Here is a 16,471-nt window from a genome sequence, read left to right as displayed (position 1 = left end):
TTAAATTTAAATAACGCTTTGGGCGGGTGCATTTTTTAAAGTGAAGGCTCAAAAGATTTAATTAAAACATATAAAAAAATAAAGCTTTAAAATCTAAAAGGGCGGGGATTAAAATAAAATTTTGAAATTTATTCTAATTCCCACCCTTTAAATTTTTGAATGCCATATGTTATTTATAAATTATTTTTCTTCTTTAGCTTTTACTGTTACTCTAGCTGCCCACCCAAGTATTTTTTAAATTTGTAATGCTATTCAACACACGTAGAACAAAATTTTATATATAAGATAAATCATGATTTTAAATTAACTAATATCTAAAAAATCCGTTCTGCGTGCGTTTAGGCAAGTCTTAAATTTAAATTACGCTTTGGGCGGGTGCATTTTTTGAAGTGAAGGCTCAAAATATTTAATCAAACTAATATAAAAAAAATAGAGCCTTAAAATCTAAAAGGGCGGGGATTAAAATAAAATTTTGAAAATCATTTTAACTCACGCCCCTTAAATTTTTTAATTCTATTTGTTATTTATGAATGATTTTTTTATTCTTTAACTTTTAGTGTTATTATGGCTGCCCACCAAAGCGGTTTTTAAATTTAAAATATTATTTAACGCACGTAGAACAAAATTTTATATATAAGATAAATCATGATTTTAACTTAATTAATATTTAAAAAAATCCGCTATGCGTGCGTTTAGGAAAGTGCAAATTTAAATAATGCTTTGGGCGGGTGCACTTTTTGAAGTGTATACTTAAAAAATTTAATTAAACTAATATAAAAAAATAAAGCTTTTAAATATAAAAGGGCGGGGATTAAAGTAAAGTTTTAAAATTTATTCTAATTCCCACCCTTTAAATTTTTTAATACTATCTGCTATTTATAAATACTTTTTCTTTTTTTTACTTTAACTGTTATTCTAGCTGCCCACCCAAGTGCGTTGTAAATTTTATAATACTCTTCAACGCACGTTTGGCTTAATCATCATAAGTAATGAAAATTAGAATTATAAATTAATCAATATTTAAAAATCCGCTATGCGTGCGTATAGTAAAATTCTAAATATGATCAATCAAATCTATATCTTCATCTTCAATGTCCATTACATAGTAAAGAGAAGATTTATTATTTTTTTTGTTATATGCATTTCTATATAAAGTGTTAATTTCATCAGCAATTTTATTAAGTTCTTCTATGTTATTATCATTACAGTTATTTAATCTGTATTCAATATTATCGCAGTCTTTATAATAATCCATCTTCACAGCATATTCAAAGTCTTTAGAGAGTTCTTTTATTTCTTTTAATTTATCACGGCATTTTTTTACATGAAAAAATATTTTTGAATTAGGATCATCTTTTTTTACATTCTCATAATAATATGATTTAGCTTTATCAACAAAATTATTTATATCATTTTCAGATAGATTAGTAAATTTAGTTAATAACCCTTTCATAACTGTATTAGCCAAAGGATTGTTGATTAAATCATTAAGCATCGCTTTTTGATCGTTCTTTTTATCTTTCTTTTTAAGAATATTATCATCTAATACATCATAGAAAATTTTTAATACGGCTTCTTTTTTTGAATCAGGCATTTCATTCAATTTTGATAGGAAAAATTGTATTTTCTCTTCATAAGTAAATTTACATATACCATCACGCAGATTTAGGCTGCTATGGTTGTCACCATAATAATCTTCTTTGGTATATTTATCTCCAAGATCATTTCCATCTCTAAGCATATAATTTATTCTGTCTTCTAATGTATTCTTATCATTCATAATTTGTACAATTCTATAATAAGAAGCCATATACATTGTAGGAACATTGTTGTCAACAGTATGTATTTTTCTTCTATATGTAAAAGGTAATTTCTTCTTTTTTATAATAAAATCATTAAAATTTTTTTTAAATATTTCTTTTTTATCATTTTCCAGATTGTTTATTCTTTCTGCCAGCATTCTAATTTTATTTTCATCATTTAATATTTCATATACTTTATCTTCTAATTGATTATTATTTCTAATATTAAAAATTTCCTGATAGTATCTATCATCATTCTCATTGTTATAATAGTTATTATAGTTATAATATGCCATCATGTAATCCTTTAATAAAATTGTATTAATAAAAAAGTATAAAATAAAAACTATTCATTAATACAATAATTTATAATATTTTTACTGTTCAGCAAAAGGGTTATATTGTTCCTGTTTTAATTTAGGGATAGGTTTACCTTTTGAAGCTTCATCTTCTTCCCAAGTATTAGAGGATGCTAGTACTGCCCTTGCTTTTGACCATATTCTCATATTATTAATATTCTCTTTCATTGTTGTTGATATAGGATAAGTTTTTTTCATAGCTTCTATTATATGTTCTGTTGTTACTTCCTTATCTTCATCAAATGCTTTGAATAATGCCTCTTTGATAGCCTCTTCTATTTCAGCACCTGAGAAAAATTCACAGCTATCAGCTATTTTTGAAATATCAAAATTATCAGGGTTTCTTTTATATTTTCCTAAATGTATTTTTATTATCTCTTCTCTGTCTGGCTTTAAAGGCAAGTCTACAAAAAATATTTCATCAACACGTCCCTTTCTTAAAAGTTCTGGAGGAAGCCCTGATATATCATTTGCAGTTGCAACAACAAATACTGGTTTTTTCTTCTCCTGCATCCAAGTTAAAAAAGTTCCTAGTACTCTTGAAGTAGTGCCTCCGTCAGTAGAACCTGATGACTGCATACCAGAAAGTCCTTTTTCAATCTCATCTATCCAAAGTACAGAAGGAGATACTGCTTCAGCTATTTTTAAAGCCTTTCTTATATTGCTTTCAGATTCTCCTACTATTCCAGCAAATACTTTACCCATATCTAATTTAATAATAGGAAATTGCCAAGCAGCACCTACTGCCTTTGCACATAAACTCTTTCCTGTTCCCGGTATTCCTAAAAGTAATATTCCTCTAGGAGTTTCAAGCCCATAATCTTTAGCACCCTGCTCAAATGCTCTGCCTCTTCTTCTTAACCAATTCTTTAATACATCAAGTCCGCCTATATCGTCTAAAGTTTCATTATGATGATAATACTCTAAATGTCCGCTGTTTTTAATTATTGCTTCTTTCTCTGATATAATTATTGGTATTTCTTTTTCTGTTAATTGTCCAGTTTGAACTATTGCTTTAGAAAATGCCCTTTTAGCTTCCATTACTGTAAGACCTAATGCCGATTCAACTAGCTTTTCTATATTTTCATTAATTGGAATATTATACTGTCTGCATGTTGCTTTAAGCATTACTTTCAAATCACTTCTTTCTGGTAAATCTTCTTCTACTATGTATACATCTTTTTCAAGTTCTAAAGGAAGACTTCTTTTTGTCTGAAGCAGTACTAAACTTCTGTCTTTATAATCATTGTACGCTATATCTCTTATTTTACTTATTAATCTTGGATTATCTCTTAAAAATAAATCGTATTCCTGAAGCATTAATATAGAGTCTTTAGCCTCATCGCTTTGATACCAATCCAAAACAAATAAAGCGTCTTCCATATTATCTATTTTTTCTGACTTTGTACCATTATTATACATCTTTTTAAGACCCGCATCTATATTCCATTTATACCAATCTCTTTTTAATTCTGTAGCTGTCTGTGAAATTTGACCTTCTATTCTCATAGTTTCATAGCTTATAACTTGAACTATATTTATAGATGAACGTATTAAAATGCCTAAATTAAACATAAAAACTCCTAATTTATATAATAGCTTTTATTATACTATATGGTCATATTTATGTAAATAGAATTATTATTTATAATGTTTTTTACAGTTTATTTGAGTTATTGTTATATCTTTTTAGCATACAAATAATTAAAAACAGATTAAAATATTTATGAAAGATTTTTTTGAAGCAAGTAAAAACGGAGATATTAATAAACTTAAAGAAAGCATTAAACAAAATATTGATATAAATAAATTTGATGATGAAGGTTTTAGTGCATTAATGCTTGCTAGTATTTTCAATAAATATGATTCAGCAGATATACTAATAAAAAACAATGCAGATATTAATTTAAAAACTTCAGAGAATTGGACGGCTTTAATGTTTGCTTCATTTTATGGTAATTACGAAATAGCAGAACTTCTATTAAAAAATAATGCTTGTTTTAATATTAAAAATAGACAAGGATTTGATGCTTTGCTTATATCATTATTCTATAAAAGAGATGATATTACAAAACTTTTAATAAACTATGGAGCTGATGTAAACACAAAAAACAATGAAGGCTATACTCCATTAATTTATTCATGCAATTATAATAATTCTGAAATGGCAAAAATACTTATAAATAACAATGCAGATGTAAACTCCTGCAATAATAATGGCACCACAGCATTAATGTATGCATGCCTAATGCTTAAAGGAGATATTATAACAGAGCTTCTAAAACATAATGCTGATATTAATAAAAAAGATAATAATGGAGATAATGCTTTTGATTATTTAAATAGCAATGGAAAAAGTGAAGAGACAGAGAGAATATATAAAATGATTATGTCATTTAATAATTGAAAAATAAATATAAATTTTACCATATATAAGAATAAATTAAACGTGTGTTAATAGCATTACAAATTTAAACCGCACTTGGGGGGTGCCAAAAATAACAGTAAAAGTTAAAAAATAAAAATCATACAGAAATAACAGATAGTATTAAAAAAATTTAAAGGGTGGGAATGAAAATAGTTTTAAAATAAAAATACGAGTATAAAGCTCGCTGTTGACAAACTTAAAAATTTTTAGTATATATTAATAAAAAATATTTATAAAGAAATATATATATATGCAAAAAACATACTATTCATTTTCAGACTATGTGAAAAATAAATTTGGAGTTAAGGTAGGTAAGATTTCTATAGATACAGATTTCGGCTGTGCTCATAAAGCTAATGACGGAGGATGCAGATTCTGTAATTTAAATAGCTATAAACCGCCTTATATAATAATAGAAGAAAATATCAATAAGCAATGGATAAACGGTGTAGAAAATTATAAAAGAAGATACCAAAAATTTTACGCTTATTTTCAGCTAGGTACTCCATTATCTCCGCTTGCCTCAAAAGAGTCTTTACTTTATGCTAACAAGTTAATACATTTTGATGACTGCGTGGGGCTTATGTTTGGGGCAAGGAGCGATATGCTTGAAGATAATGTTTTAAAAGAGCTTAATGATTTATCGTCTTATTTTAATAAAGAGATTTGGCTTGAGATGGGGCTTCAGTCTTCCAATGATGAAACTTCTCTTTTTATAAATAGAGGTCATAATTATAAATCATTTGCAGATACTGTAAAATATATAAAGAAAAATTATCCTAATCTTATAATATGTACGCATGTAATATTCGGTCTTCCTAAAAAGTTTATAGATAAAAAAAATATAGAGCTTGAAAGCAGAGAGGATATGCTTCAAACTGTAAAAGATATTTCTTCTCTTGAAATAGACGCGGTAAAGTTTCATCAGCTTGATATAGTAAAAGGCTCTTATTTTGAGAATATGTATAAAGAATATAATTTTCCAGTTTTAGATGAAGATTTTTATATAGATTTGATGTGCGAAGCTATTTCTTTAACTAGAGAAAATATTATAATAGCTAGATTAATGGGCGACAGTTTAGGCGACACATTAATAGCACCTAAATGGAAAAAATCCAAAGGGGAGATAATAAATCTTATAGTTAAGAATATGAAGCTAAAAAATCTTTATCAGGGCAGCAATTTTATTTTGTAATTATTAGAATTATATTTGGTTTAATTTTTATATAAATATAGTATAATGTATAGATGAAGTTTAGGAGTAAGTTATGATAAGAGGGGAAGATATACAAGTATTAGATGAAATGTTTGATTCAAGAAAAACATTTTATATTCCAGTTTATCAAAGAAATTATGATTGGAAAAAAGAGCAGTGCAGTAAATTAATTCATGATATAGAAAAAGCAGTTGATAGAGATGCTAAAGAATATTTTATAGGTTCTTTTGTATTAGTTAGAAGGGAAGATGATAAGAAGAGTTTTTATATTATAGACGGACAGCAAAGAATAACAACAATAGTACTTTTACTTTTAGCTATTTTAGATTATGCCAAAAATTATAATGATACTCTAAAAACATCTATAGAAAAATTGATATTCTCTGATGTAAAAGAGCATAGCGGAAGATTATTTTTAAAGCAAATACAAAAAGATGATGAGCATTTAAATAAAATATTAAATGGCGAAGAGATAAAAGAAGGGACTTCTAATATAATTAACAATTATTTGTTTTTTAAAGAAAAATTAAATAATGATGAAAAATATATTTCAAAGTTATGGAAAGGATTAGATTTATTAAAAGGTATTAGAATAACTTTAGAACAGGAAGATGAACCTCAAATTATTTTTGAAACTTTAAATGCTACAGGTTTATCACTTAAAGAAGGAGATAAAATTAGAAATTATGTTTTGATGTATAAAAATCAGGATAGACTTTATAAGGAGTATTGGATAAAGATAGAAGAAAATTGTCTCCAGAGTTTAGATGATGAAAGTGTATCAACTTTTATACGGTTCTTTTTAGCAATAGAAAATAAGGAGTTTTCAAAAGAGTCTGAAGTTTATAATGATTTTAAAAAATACTTGGAAGATAAAGATAATGAGGAAGTATTAAAAAAATTACTTGAATATTCTAAACTGTATAATATTATTTTAGATACTTCAAAAGAAGAAAATAAAAATATAAGAATAAAATTAGATAATATAAAAGAATTAAAAGCTAATGTTTTAAATCCGCTTATAATGATGTTTTTTAAATATAGAAATGAAAAATTAATATCAGAAGATGCATTATTTAATTTTTTACATTTATTGGAGAACTATATATTGAGAAGACTTATATGTTCAAGAAAAAGTAATGACTTAAATAAAATTTGTATATCTATAATAAAAAAATTATATTTGTTTTTTGATAATAAAAAAGATATAAATAATATTGTAGATTATATTTCAAATATTTTAATTGATTTAAAAGGTAATGGGGAATTTCCTGATGATATGAATGTTGAAAATTCAATTATTGAAAAAGATGTATATAAAAATATTTTAGCTAAGTTTATTTTAACTAAATTAGAATTATTAGATAGTAAAGAAAAAATAGATATTGATAATATAACTATAGAACATATTATGCCTAGAACTTTAACTGATAGCTGGAAAAAATTAATAGGTGATAATTATAAAGAAATACATGATAAATATGTCAATACAATAGGAAATCTAACTCTTACAGGATATAATTCAGAGCTTTCAAATAAATCTTTAGAAGAAAAGCAGGCTATGTATAAAGATAGTAAATTCTTATTTTTAAATAAAGATATATTAGAATTAAAAAATTGGAATGAGAATGTTATAATTGAAAGAAGCAGAAGATTAATAAAAAGATTATTAGAATATTATAAATATCCTAAAATTGTAAATCATATTAACGATGAAATAGAAGAGTATTCTTTAGATGATAGTATAGATTTTTCTGGAATGAATATATATGCTTTTGAGTATAAAAATAACAAGTACAATGTTTCAAAATGGTCTGGATTTCTTATTAAAACTTTGAATTTAATATATGAAGATGATTCTGTTAAATTTAGTCAGCTTATATTTAGAGATGAGTTTTTTAAAAATAAAATAAGTGATGAAGAGTTTTTTTATAATTATGGAAAAGCATCTAAAACTGAATTAAATTTCTTTGTAAATACTGACAGTGATACAAATACAAAAATAAAATTACTTATAAGTGTTTTAGATAAATTGAATATAAGTACAGATGAGATTACTTTATATATAAAAAATAATAAATAACATAATGAAATTATAATAAATTCTTATACCATATATACCTATATTGACTTTTTTGTTTTAATAGTTTATCTTATAAAAGAGGTTTATATTATTTTTAAAAAATTGTATTATTTTTTTAATAACAAATTCTGAAAATATTATCAATATAAAATAATTTAAATCTTAAAATTAATTTATCATTTAGCTAATAACAATTTTTATCAGTAATAATAAGCGAGTAAACGAAAATGTTAAAAAAATATATTGTGTTAATTATTATTGGAGTAATTTTTATGGGGAATAATTCTTATGGTATATCTCAAGATGAAAACATTTTTCTGAATGCATGCCGTTATGGTCAAGTTTATAGAATTAAAGAATTAATTGATAAAGTTAATATCAATGTTCAAGATGAAGAAGAAGGATATACTCCTTTAATGAATGCTATAAGAGGAAGAAAAATAGAGGCTGTTAAAATTTTATTAGAGCATAATGCTGATGTTACTAAAATAAAAGATAATAGCGGAAGAAATGCATTTTTCTGGGCGGCTGCTTTAGATGAACTTGAAATGCTAAAACTATTTGAAAAATATAATCCTGATTTTAATACTGTAGATAATGCAGGTTCTACTGTTTTATTCTATACTGGAGAACATGAAACTATTGATTATCTACTTAAAAATGGTACAGATATAAATAAAAAAAATAAATCTGGAAGAACTCCTTTAATACAGCATTCATTAGCTTATGAAGCTCAAGATCTTGTAAAGTTTTTAATTGAAAACGGAGCAGATGTTAATGCTCAGGATAATGAAGGAATAACAACATTAATGTTTGCTGTTAAGGATTATAATATTGAAATAGTAAATATGTGTTTATCAGCAAATGCCAATCTTCATATAAAAGACAAAGAAGGAAAAACTGCTTTATTCTATACATTATTATATTTTTATGCAATAGATTATGGTAAAAATATGACATATAATATGTTTGGAAAAATTAACACTGAGATAACTGAATTGATAACAGGAAATAGAAAAAAAGAACAAGAAGAAGCAACTAAAAACGTTATTAAATTTGTAAAGCTATTAATAGATAATGGGGCAGATATCAATTCACAGGATAACAAAGGAAACACTTTATTAATGTATGCTATAACCTTTAAATATAAACCTCTTGTAGATGAGATATTAAAATTAAATCCTGATGTGAATATAAAAAATAAAGAAGGTAAAACAGCTAATGATATAGCGAGTATGTACGGTTATAAAATAGTAAAATAGTAAGTATTTTATAAATTTGTAATATTTATGTTTTTATTTAAATATAAGAGAAAAAATTATATAGAACTAATAAAAAAATTGTGAGTGTAGTAAAAAATAAGTTTTTTATATATAATAAAAAAGCGTAGGCAAGGCACATTCGGTGTGCGACCGAGTAGGTACCTTTGGTAAGCCAGCTAGTGAGTTTACTCACTAGCTTATTTAAGGCGGTTGCACATTGCTTTGCAATGTGGACTTCGTCGCGAGCATAGCAACAGAATAAAAAATTACGAGCCTTTGAAGACTATATAAACTAAATAAAAAAGTGAGCCGAAGCAGCCAGTAACTTTAGTTGCTGGCTTATATTAGCGTAGGCGAACATAACAATAATGGGAGTATTCAATGAAAAAAATTATTTTATTTCTTTTAAGCATTAATTTATTATGGGCATTTCCGCCTAGTGAAGCATATTTTTCTGAACTTTTAAGCGATAATGGTAAAGTAATAAAAAATACACTTAAAGTAAAAAAAATTGACGGCGGCAATTATTCTGCTTATTTTGATGGTGAAATTACATTAACAGGAGTGTTGGAAAGAACTGATAATTCTGATGTTGATATTATTTATAGTGCTTTAAGATTTTATCCTGATAATAATATTGATTTGCCTTTTTTATTTAGTATATATTCAGATAATATGGAGGATTATAAAGAATTTGAAAGATTAGACTTCGGTGTTTTATTAGAAAATATTAAAGTAAAATTACCAGAACCTTTAAATAAAAGATTTTTAGGTGCTGCTGCTGTAAGGGCGGAGGTAACAATAAGAAACTATTCTATTTTTTGTGAAGGTGAAGCAGGAAAAGAGGCTTATGGCGATCTTGTAAATATTAAATTACTTGATGATGTACAAATAGAATATTTTTCTAAAGATAATTCTGCAGACGTTTATTATCATGCTGGAAATTCTTATTATATTAAACTTGAATATAATTCTAAAGATGATTATGTGAATATAAGAGATAAAGCAAATGGAAAAATAATAGGTAAAATTTTGAAAAACGATATGATTAATAATGGAGGGCTTTTATTAGCTATTGATGATTATTATGGAAGTGAAGAGAAAGATTGGTGTGAAGTATATTATATGCCTCCAAATGCTAAAGATGGAAAAGATGCAATTCATGGCTTTGTGCATAATTCACAGATAAAAATTGGAAATGTAGGCTATTAAAAGAGCATAGCAATAATAAAAAAGTGAGCCGACCAACACTCTGTGTGCCGTAGGCAAGGCACTTTTGGTAAACAGCTAGTAACTTTAGTTGCTGGCTTATATTAGCAAAGGCGAACATAACAACAACTAAGTGAGCCGAAGCAGCCAGTAACTTTAGTTGCTGGCTTATATTAGCGAAGGCGAACATAACAATAATGGAAAACAATATGAATATAGGGGCTATAAGATCTATCCCAACAATGTTTGTTCTAAACTTTATTACTTTAGGAATATATCATTACTATTGGGTTTATTATATTACTTTAGAAGTAGAGAAGTTTACAAAAAGAAAAGATATATCCCCTGCTTTGGAGCTTTTACTTTCTGTTATGACTTGTAATCTCTATACAATATATTGGTATAATAAATACGGAAATATTATTCATAAAGAAATAGCGTTAAAAATAGATGAAAATGATAAAGACAATAAAACTCAAATAGTTATGACTGCAAGTATTATTGTATTATTAGTAGTAGTTCCTATTATAGGAGCTTTAATATTTGCTTTTGTTATGGGGGCATTAGTAAGCGGTATGGCTTTAGCTTATAGTGATTTCAACTTTATTGATTTAATTGATAAACCCGAAACATTATTAATATTTTTGGGTACTATATTGGCTGGTTTTATTATTCTTTTTGTGATTATTTCCTCTTTGATCATTCCAGATATAATTATGCAGAAAAAATTAAACTCTATATGGGAAAAAATTAGAAGTAAAAATAATTTATTATAATGTATCATTATGATTAAGAGTAAATAAACTAAAATGGAATAAACTTAAAAATTAAACACATATATTTCAATTAATTGAACTCATAATGAAGTGTATATCTTTCCATCATTGATTTGCTTCCAAAGCACACTAATGCTATATAATACTTACTTCCAGATTCAAAACTTGTGCTTAATCTGCTGATACCCCTCTTTATATAATTATAATTTTCATCGAATAAAAGCATATCTATATCCTTTGAATATTCAAGTATTACAGTAATAGAAGTATTTATATCTGTATCATTTCTTATTTCATAAAAATCTATATCTGTTATATCAGAGTTTTTTATATAAGGTTTTATATTTTCATCTATATTAAAATCATTATACAAAAAATATCCGTAAACTAATTCATTGGGATAATTAATTGTATTTGCCGCATTAATATTATTATTAGGCTCTATTTCATTAGAAGGGAAATAATTGTTTTTAAACTCAAATCTCAAGTCATACTTACCCTCTTTATCAGAACTTAATTTAAGAAAATAAGTGTCATCATAAAACATAAAATCTTTTAACTCAATAAAGCCTCTGTAATTTTCAATATCTTTTGTATTAATATTAATGACATTGCTGTTTGAAGATGACATTAAAGTAAGATTTATATCCAATTTATTTGCATAAACTGTTAAATTCATAACCGATGCATTGGTGGGCTTTATCTGATAATAGTCAATATCTTCATCACTTTGAAAACCAGCATTTATAGAAGTACTTGTGTCTATAAACTGCGAATATTCTAAACTATCATTAGGCTCTATTTCATTTCTATTAACAGAGATTATATTATTTTCTCTATTATTTCTGCATGAAAGTATTACAAGTAATAATATTATTATCAATTTATATTTCATTTACTTCTCTTCTATAATTATATGATTATAAATATACATTCCTTTATAAAAGAATGCAAACTAATAAAATAATATCATCTCACATATTAAAAAATTATAAATTGGTACTGTCAGAAAGAAGTTTGTAAACCCAAGTATCCTCAGAATTATTTAAAGGCAGAGTATATTTATTTCCGTCATAATCTATGAATATTATTCTTTTTTTATTGTAATCAATCATCATTTTATTATTATCAATATTTAAATACTGAAAACTGTTTGTATCTTTGATGTCTTTTATATATTTAGCTTCTTCTATGTATTTTATATTTTGACTGCCGTTTTTATTATATATTTCTCCTGATATATATGTTATATTATTAAATGAGTTTTTATCTTCTCTTTTAAGCAATATAAAAGTTAATGTTTCATTTGTTAATCTGTTTCCTTTAGTATCTTCATCAAATATTAAAATGCCTATATTATCATTTACGTATATATTGCAGCTTATTAAAATAATAATAAAAAATAAACTCAAATAAAAAATCTTTTTCATAATAAATCACCTTAAAAATTATTATTGACTAGAATAACTTTTCTATTATACTTTATTTATAGAATTTATTATATACATAATTATAACAATTAAAAATAAAAAAAATAGGAGATATTATGAAATTAGGAGAGGCTTTATTAAAAAAAGATGAATATATTAAAAGACAGGAAAACATCAAAAAAAGAATAAAAAGCAATGTTGTACTTAGAGATGATAATGAAAACAATGAAAACCCTAATGATTTAATAAAAGAATATATTGATATAAATAATGAGCTTTCAGATTTAATTGTAAAAATAACTAATAAGGAACATGAAACAAAACTTGAAATAGGAATATCTATTGCCGATGCCATAAATATCAGAGATAAATTAGAAAGAGAATTAGATATTTATAAAACTGTTTTAAAAGAGCTTAACAGCAAGGATTATAGAAATGCTAAAAATGAAATAAAGATGAAAGTTTTGGTTAATGTAAAAGAGGTTCAGGCAGAAGCTGATAAACTTTCAAAGGCATACGGCGATATAGATGTTATTATACAGTCAGCTAACTGGAACACGGATTTATGATTTGAAATTTTATATACGCACGCAGAACAGATTTTTATAATATAGCTTAATTGATAATCATAATTATTATTATATAAAATAATAAAGTTAATCGTGCGTTGAAGCGTATCACAAATTTAAAAAACGCTTGGGTGGGCAGCCCAGAGTAACAGTTAAAACTAAAAAATTAAAAATAATTTATAAAATATAAAATAATGCCTTTAAATTTAAAGGGTGGGAGTTAGAATAAATTTCAAAATTTTAATTTAATCCCCACCCTCTTAGATTTTAAAGCTTTATTTTTTATATTAGTTTGATTAAATCTTATAAGCCTTCACTTCAAAAAGTACGCCCGCCCAAAGCATTATTTAAATTTAAGACTTTAATAAACGCACGCAAAAATAATTTTTAAAATATAGCTTAATTTATAATTTGAATTTTCACATCTTATAAGAATCGATTAACCGTGCGTTTAAGAATATATTTTTAACTTATCTAATCTCATAATTATTATTTACACTAAAAGATAAATTAACTTCAAGATTCTCTAATATTTTGTTTTTCTTTTGATAATCTTCTTTTACTTGAGAATAAATATTATATAATGCACTCATATTTATGAATTTTGCATACAATTCATTTTCCTTACCATTAAAAGCATTCTCTCTGAAAAGCTCAAATAAATAATTATTTATTAAATAGTATGTATAAAGCTGAGTTTTGTATAAAGAACAGTTTTTTTCTTCTGAAAAAATTAAAATTAATTTTTTCAGAAGAATGAAGTTCATTAAAAAATTCATTATCAGCACATATCTCAGGTAAAAATAAAAATAAATCTGTTGAAAGCGAATAATCTTTTGTAAGCTGTGTAGATAATTCCTCCAACTTCTCATAAGATTCTTCAGATTCTTCTGTATTCAAAACAATATTTGAATATTCCTGAATAAATTTTAAAATCTCATCATTACTGAAAGGATAAGGACTATAAGTTTTATTATCTTGAACTAAAAAGAAAAATTGCTTATCTGATGAAAAATCTGTTTCATTCCAAGTTTTAACATATTCATTCATTTTGTCGGCAAGCTCTTGTATATTAACATCATTAATTCTGAGTTCACCTATAGAATAATCATTTCCTGCCTTAGCACCATATATTTTAATGTAGCAAATTTTTTGATTTCCTATTCTTTTTAGAATATCATCTTTAAACATATCCCAATATATATTTACATTTTTTGGCTTTCCATTATCAGCACCCATATTAACTAAATTGCTTGTATAAACTTTCCATTTATGTTTTTTTCCCGCAAATTCAGTTTCTGCCTCATCAAGTATTCTATTTTCATTCATAGCTTTTATACCTGTCATTATTCCAAATATAAAACTCCCATTTGAAAGTCCTACAGAAGTATTAGCATCTTTTCCTGCACTTGCACAGCATTCAAATATATTTCTGTCCCAATCAGGACTAGATATATAATAGTTTATAACAGCACTTTTATCAGTTATAGTTTCTGGATAAGCATTTATAAATATATTCCATTTTTTTATAACAATACTTCCTTCTATTATCTCATTATCTATATCATTTGCCAAAACAGAAGATATATCTTTTATAATAGAATCAGTATCATCTATATTAACAGAATTAGCTTCATAATGCATACTTCCATTTTGTATGTATTCTTTTAAATTATTATATAAATTACTGAAATAGCTGTATTCTTCGATAGTTATAGAAGTTTTATTCATTTCTAATATATATAATGCTCTGTCTATATTTAAATTGGCATTACTTATATCAGATTTTCCAGAATATGCATAAGCTATTTTATAAAACCAAGTATGACTGCTTTTAGTTTCTTCAGATAGAGAATTTAATATTTCTATTGCCAAGTCAAATTCTGAAGTATTATTATACGCTACAGCAAGAAGCCCTTTAATATCATCGTTTAATTGTTCTTTTGGTAAAGAGAGTATTAATTTAATTATTTCTCTATGTTTTCCATCTTCATATAATTTTTGCAATTGTAAATCTAATTCTTCGTTATTCATAGATAAAAATCCCTATTTATTATTAGTAAAATATAATATATTATAATAATAAAAACAATAGATTTTTTATTTAACTTTTTTCTTATTATGATATATAATAGAAGTTAATCTTATTTATAAGGAGTTATAAAAATGACAAAAGTTGTTTTAATACGTCATGGCGAGAGTGTATGGAATAAAGAAAACTTATTTACAGGCTGGGCAGATGTTACTTTGTCTGAAAAAGGTATAGAGGAAGCCAAAGCAGGCGGAGTAGAACTTAAAAAAGCAGGTTTTACTTTTGATAAAGCATATACTTCTACTTTAACACGTGCTATCAAAACTTTGAATTTAGTATTAGAAGAAATGGGACTTTTATGGATACCTGTAGAGAAATGCTGGCAGTTAAATGAAAGACATTACGGAGCATTACAAGGATTAAATAAATCACAAACAGCTGAAAAATACGGAGAGGATCAAGTAAAAATCTGGAGAAGAAGCTATGATACTCCTCCACCAGCTTTAACAAAAGATGATGAAAGATATCCAGGTCATGATCCGCGTTATAAAAACTTATCAGAAAAAGAACTTCCTTTAACAGAATGTTTGAAAGATACTGTAGCAAGAGTAGTACCTTTCTGGGAAAATGTTATACTTCCAGATATTAAAGCAGGTAAAAAAATCATAATAGCAGCACATGGCAACAGCTTAAGAGCATTAGTAAAATATTTAGACAATATCTCTGATGCTGACATTACAGAACTTAATATACCTACTGGAATGCCTCTAGTTTATGAGCTTGATGATAATTTCAAAGCAGTAAACAAACAGTATTTGGGCGACCCAGAAGCAGTTAAAAAAGCTATGGAAGCAGTAGCTAATCAAGGTAAAAAGAAATAATATAAACAAACATAATAAAGTTTGTTAAAAATAACTATAAAAGCCTCCAGCAGCAAAATAATTGCTGGGGGCTTAATAGATTTAAATTAGTATAATTTTAGACTCTATTATTCTTCTATACATTTATATCAATAAATAATAATTTCAACGAATTTTAGAATCAAAAAAATATATAGAAAGCGGTACAAGGCTTTATTTTTATTGCTAGATAAAATACAAGCAGGAATCAAACTATTTGAGAGATAGTTTTTCACACTTGTACCGCATTTCGAGCTTATTAAAATTAAAGAACAATTACTGTTATTTTTCTTCTGAGCATACAACTCTTTTGAAGATAGTATTATACTTCTATCCACTTTCATATTGATTCCTTTAATGCTTCAAAAGTTTCTCAGGCTTTTGTTTTTGATGCATTTTATAATTT

General features: G+C 25.6%; 14 protein-coding genes. 8 read left to right on the top strand and 6 right to left on the bottom strand.

All coding sequences use genetic code 11. From position 1 onward, the window contains the following. Nucleotides 1–1,054: 1,054 nt before the first annotated feature. Together F811_RS0102515 and F811_RS0102510 are read right to left on the bottom strand one after the other, a co-directional pair. Nucleotides 1,055–2,098, bottom strand: coding sequence for a hypothetical protein (locus tag F811_RS0102515; protein WP_020003715.1), 1,044 nt, complete (start codon nucleotides 2,096–2,098; stop codon nucleotides 1,055–1,057). An 81-nt stretch (nucleotides 2,099–2,179) separates the two neighbouring features. Continuing rightward, nucleotides 2,180–3,736 carry an AAA family ATPase gene (locus F811_RS0102510; RefSeq protein ID WP_020003714.1) on the bottom strand — a complete coding sequence of 519 codons (1,557 nt, stop codon included), beginning with the start codon at nucleotides 3,734–3,736 and terminating at the stop codon, nucleotides 2,180–2,182. Between the two features lie 151 nt (nucleotides 3,737–3,887). On the opposite strand from F811_RS0102510, the gene F811_RS0102505 reads away from it, so the two are divergent. The 6 genes from F811_RS0102505 to F811_RS0102480 all read left to right on the top strand — a co-directional run bounded on the left by F811_RS0102505 (nucleotide 3,888) and on the right by F811_RS0102480 (nucleotide 11,135). Continuing rightward, on the top strand, nucleotides 3,888–4,568 hold the full coding sequence (locus F811_RS0102505) for an ankyrin repeat domain-containing protein (protein WP_020003713.1): 681 nt from the start codon (nucleotides 3,888–3,890) through the stop codon (nucleotides 4,566–4,568). 271 nt (nucleotides 4,569–4,839) lie between these two features. Then, complete coding sequence (gene mnmL, locus F811_RS0102500; protein WP_020003712.1) at nucleotides 4,840–5,784, top strand: tRNA modification radical SAM protein MnmL/YtqA; 945 nt, start codon at nucleotides 4,840–4,842, stop codon at nucleotides 5,782–5,784. A 73-nt stretch (nucleotides 5,785–5,857) separates the two neighbouring features. Next, on the top strand, nucleotides 5,858–7,888 hold the full coding sequence (locus tag F811_RS0102495) for a DUF262 domain-containing protein (RefSeq protein WP_020003711.1): 2,031 nt from the start codon (nucleotides 5,858–5,860) through the stop codon (nucleotides 7,886–7,888). Between the two features lie 227 nt (nucleotides 7,889–8,115). After that, nucleotides 8,116–9,150 (top strand): ankyrin repeat domain-containing protein, encoded by a 1,035-nt coding sequence (locus F811_RS0102490; RefSeq protein ID WP_026364322.1) that lies wholly within the window; start codon nucleotides 8,116–8,118, stop codon nucleotides 9,148–9,150. 381 nt (nucleotides 9,151–9,531) lie between these two features. Next, nucleotides 9,532–10,362 (top strand): hypothetical protein, encoded by an 831-nt coding sequence (locus tag F811_RS0102485; RefSeq protein WP_020003709.1) that lies wholly within the window; start codon nucleotides 9,532–9,534, stop codon nucleotides 10,360–10,362. A 206-nt stretch (nucleotides 10,363–10,568) separates the two neighbouring features. Next, nucleotides 10,569–11,135, top strand: coding sequence for a DUF4234 domain-containing protein (locus tag F811_RS0102480; RefSeq protein ID WP_026364321.1), 567 nt, complete (start codon nucleotides 10,569–10,571; stop codon nucleotides 11,133–11,135). 70 nt (nucleotides 11,136–11,205) lie between these two features. Here the strand turns inward: F811_RS0102480 and F811_RS0102475 are convergent, their stop codons facing one another. Together F811_RS0102475 and F811_RS0102470 are read right to left on the bottom strand one after the other, a co-directional pair. Next, on the bottom strand, nucleotides 11,206–12,030 hold the full coding sequence (locus F811_RS0102475; RefSeq protein WP_020003707.1) for a hypothetical protein: 825 nt from the start codon (nucleotides 12,028–12,030) through the stop codon (nucleotides 11,206–11,208). A gap of 94 nt (nucleotides 12,031–12,124) precedes the next feature. Continuing rightward, nucleotides 12,125–12,565 (bottom strand): hypothetical protein, encoded by a 441-nt coding sequence (locus F811_RS0102470; protein WP_020003706.1) that lies wholly within the window; start codon nucleotides 12,563–12,565, stop codon nucleotides 12,125–12,127. A gap of 116 nt (nucleotides 12,566–12,681) precedes the next feature. Between F811_RS0102470 and F811_RS0102465 the strand changes: the two genes are divergently transcribed. Then, nucleotides 12,682–13,134, top strand: coding sequence for a DIP1984 family protein (locus tag F811_RS0102465; protein ID WP_020003705.1), 453 nt, complete (start codon nucleotides 12,682–12,684; stop codon nucleotides 13,132–13,134). Between the two features lie 470 nt (nucleotides 13,135–13,604). On the opposite strand, the gene F811_RS16930 is transcribed toward F811_RS0102465, so the two are convergent. Beyond that, nucleotides 13,605–13,748, bottom strand: a complete 144-nt coding sequence (locus F811_RS16930) for a hypothetical protein (protein WP_245555823.1) — start codon at nucleotides 13,746–13,748, stop codon at nucleotides 13,605–13,607. 52 nt (nucleotides 13,749–13,800) lie between these two features. Next, on the bottom strand, nucleotides 13,801–15,168 hold the full coding sequence (locus tag F811_RS15955) for a DUF6348 family protein (RefSeq protein WP_245555822.1): 1,368 nt from the start codon (nucleotides 15,166–15,168) through the stop codon (nucleotides 13,801–13,803). 132 nt (nucleotides 15,169–15,300) lie between these two features. Between F811_RS15955 and gpmA the strand changes: the two genes are divergently transcribed. Beyond that, nucleotides 15,301–16,047, top strand: coding sequence for a 2,3-diphosphoglycerate-dependent phosphoglycerate mutase (gpmA, locus tag F811_RS0102455; RefSeq protein ID WP_020003703.1), 747 nt, complete (start codon nucleotides 15,301–15,303; stop codon nucleotides 16,045–16,047). Nucleotides 16,048–16,471 lie beyond the last annotated feature (424 nt).

This window comes from Brachyspira innocens ATCC 29796 (assembly GCF_000384655.1).
GTDB lineage: Bacteria > Spirochaetota > Brachyspiria > Brachyspirales > Brachyspiraceae > Brachyspira > Brachyspira innocens.
Note: the sequence above shows the minus strand (reverse complement) of the source record. Positions and strands in the feature narration are given on the sequence as shown.

Bases quoted from the DNA above. Each gene is read 5' to 3' on its own strand.
- F811_RS0102515 (WP_020003715.1), bottom strand. From the start codon at position 2,098: ATGGCATATTATAACTATAATAACTATTATAACAATGAGAATGATGAT.
- F811_RS0102510 (WP_020003714.1), bottom strand. From the start codon at position 3,736: ATGTTTAATTTAGGCATTTTAATACGTTCATCTATAAATATAGTTCAA.
- F811_RS0102505 (WP_020003713.1), top strand. From the start codon at position 3,888: ATGAAAGATTTTTTTGAAGCAAGTAAAAACGGAGATATTAATAAACTT.
- mnmL (WP_020003712.1), top strand. From the start codon at position 4,840: ATGCAAAAAACATACTATTCATTTTCAGACTATGTGAAAAATAAATTT.
- F811_RS0102495 (WP_020003711.1), top strand. From the start codon at position 5,858: ATGATAAGAGGGGAAGATATACAAGTATTAGATGAAATGTTTGATTCA.
- F811_RS0102490 (WP_026364322.1), top strand. From the start codon at position 8,116: ATGTTAAAAAAATATATTGTGTTAATTATTATTGGAGTAATTTTTATG.
- F811_RS0102485 (WP_020003709.1), top strand. From the start codon at position 9,532: ATGAAAAAAATTATTTTATTTCTTTTAAGCATTAATTTATTATGGGCA.
- F811_RS0102480 (WP_026364321.1), top strand. From the start codon at position 10,569: ATGAATATAGGGGCTATAAGATCTATCCCAACAATGTTTGTTCTAAAC.
- F811_RS0102475 (WP_020003707.1), bottom strand. From the start codon at position 12,030: ATGAAATATAAATTGATAATAATATTATTACTTGTAATACTTTCATGC.
- F811_RS0102470 (WP_020003706.1), bottom strand. From the start codon at position 12,565: ATGAAAAAGATTTTTTATTTGAGTTTATTTTTTATTATTATTTTAATA.
- F811_RS0102465 (WP_020003705.1), top strand. From the start codon at position 12,682: ATGAAATTAGGAGAGGCTTTATTAAAAAAAGATGAATATATTAAAAGA.
- F811_RS15955 (WP_245555822.1), bottom strand. From the start codon at position 15,168: ATGAATAACGAAGAATTAGATTTACAATTGCAAAAATTATATGAAGAT.
- gpmA (WP_020003703.1), top strand. From the start codon at position 15,301: ATGACAAAAGTTGTTTTAATACGTCATGGCGAGAGTGTATGGAATAAA.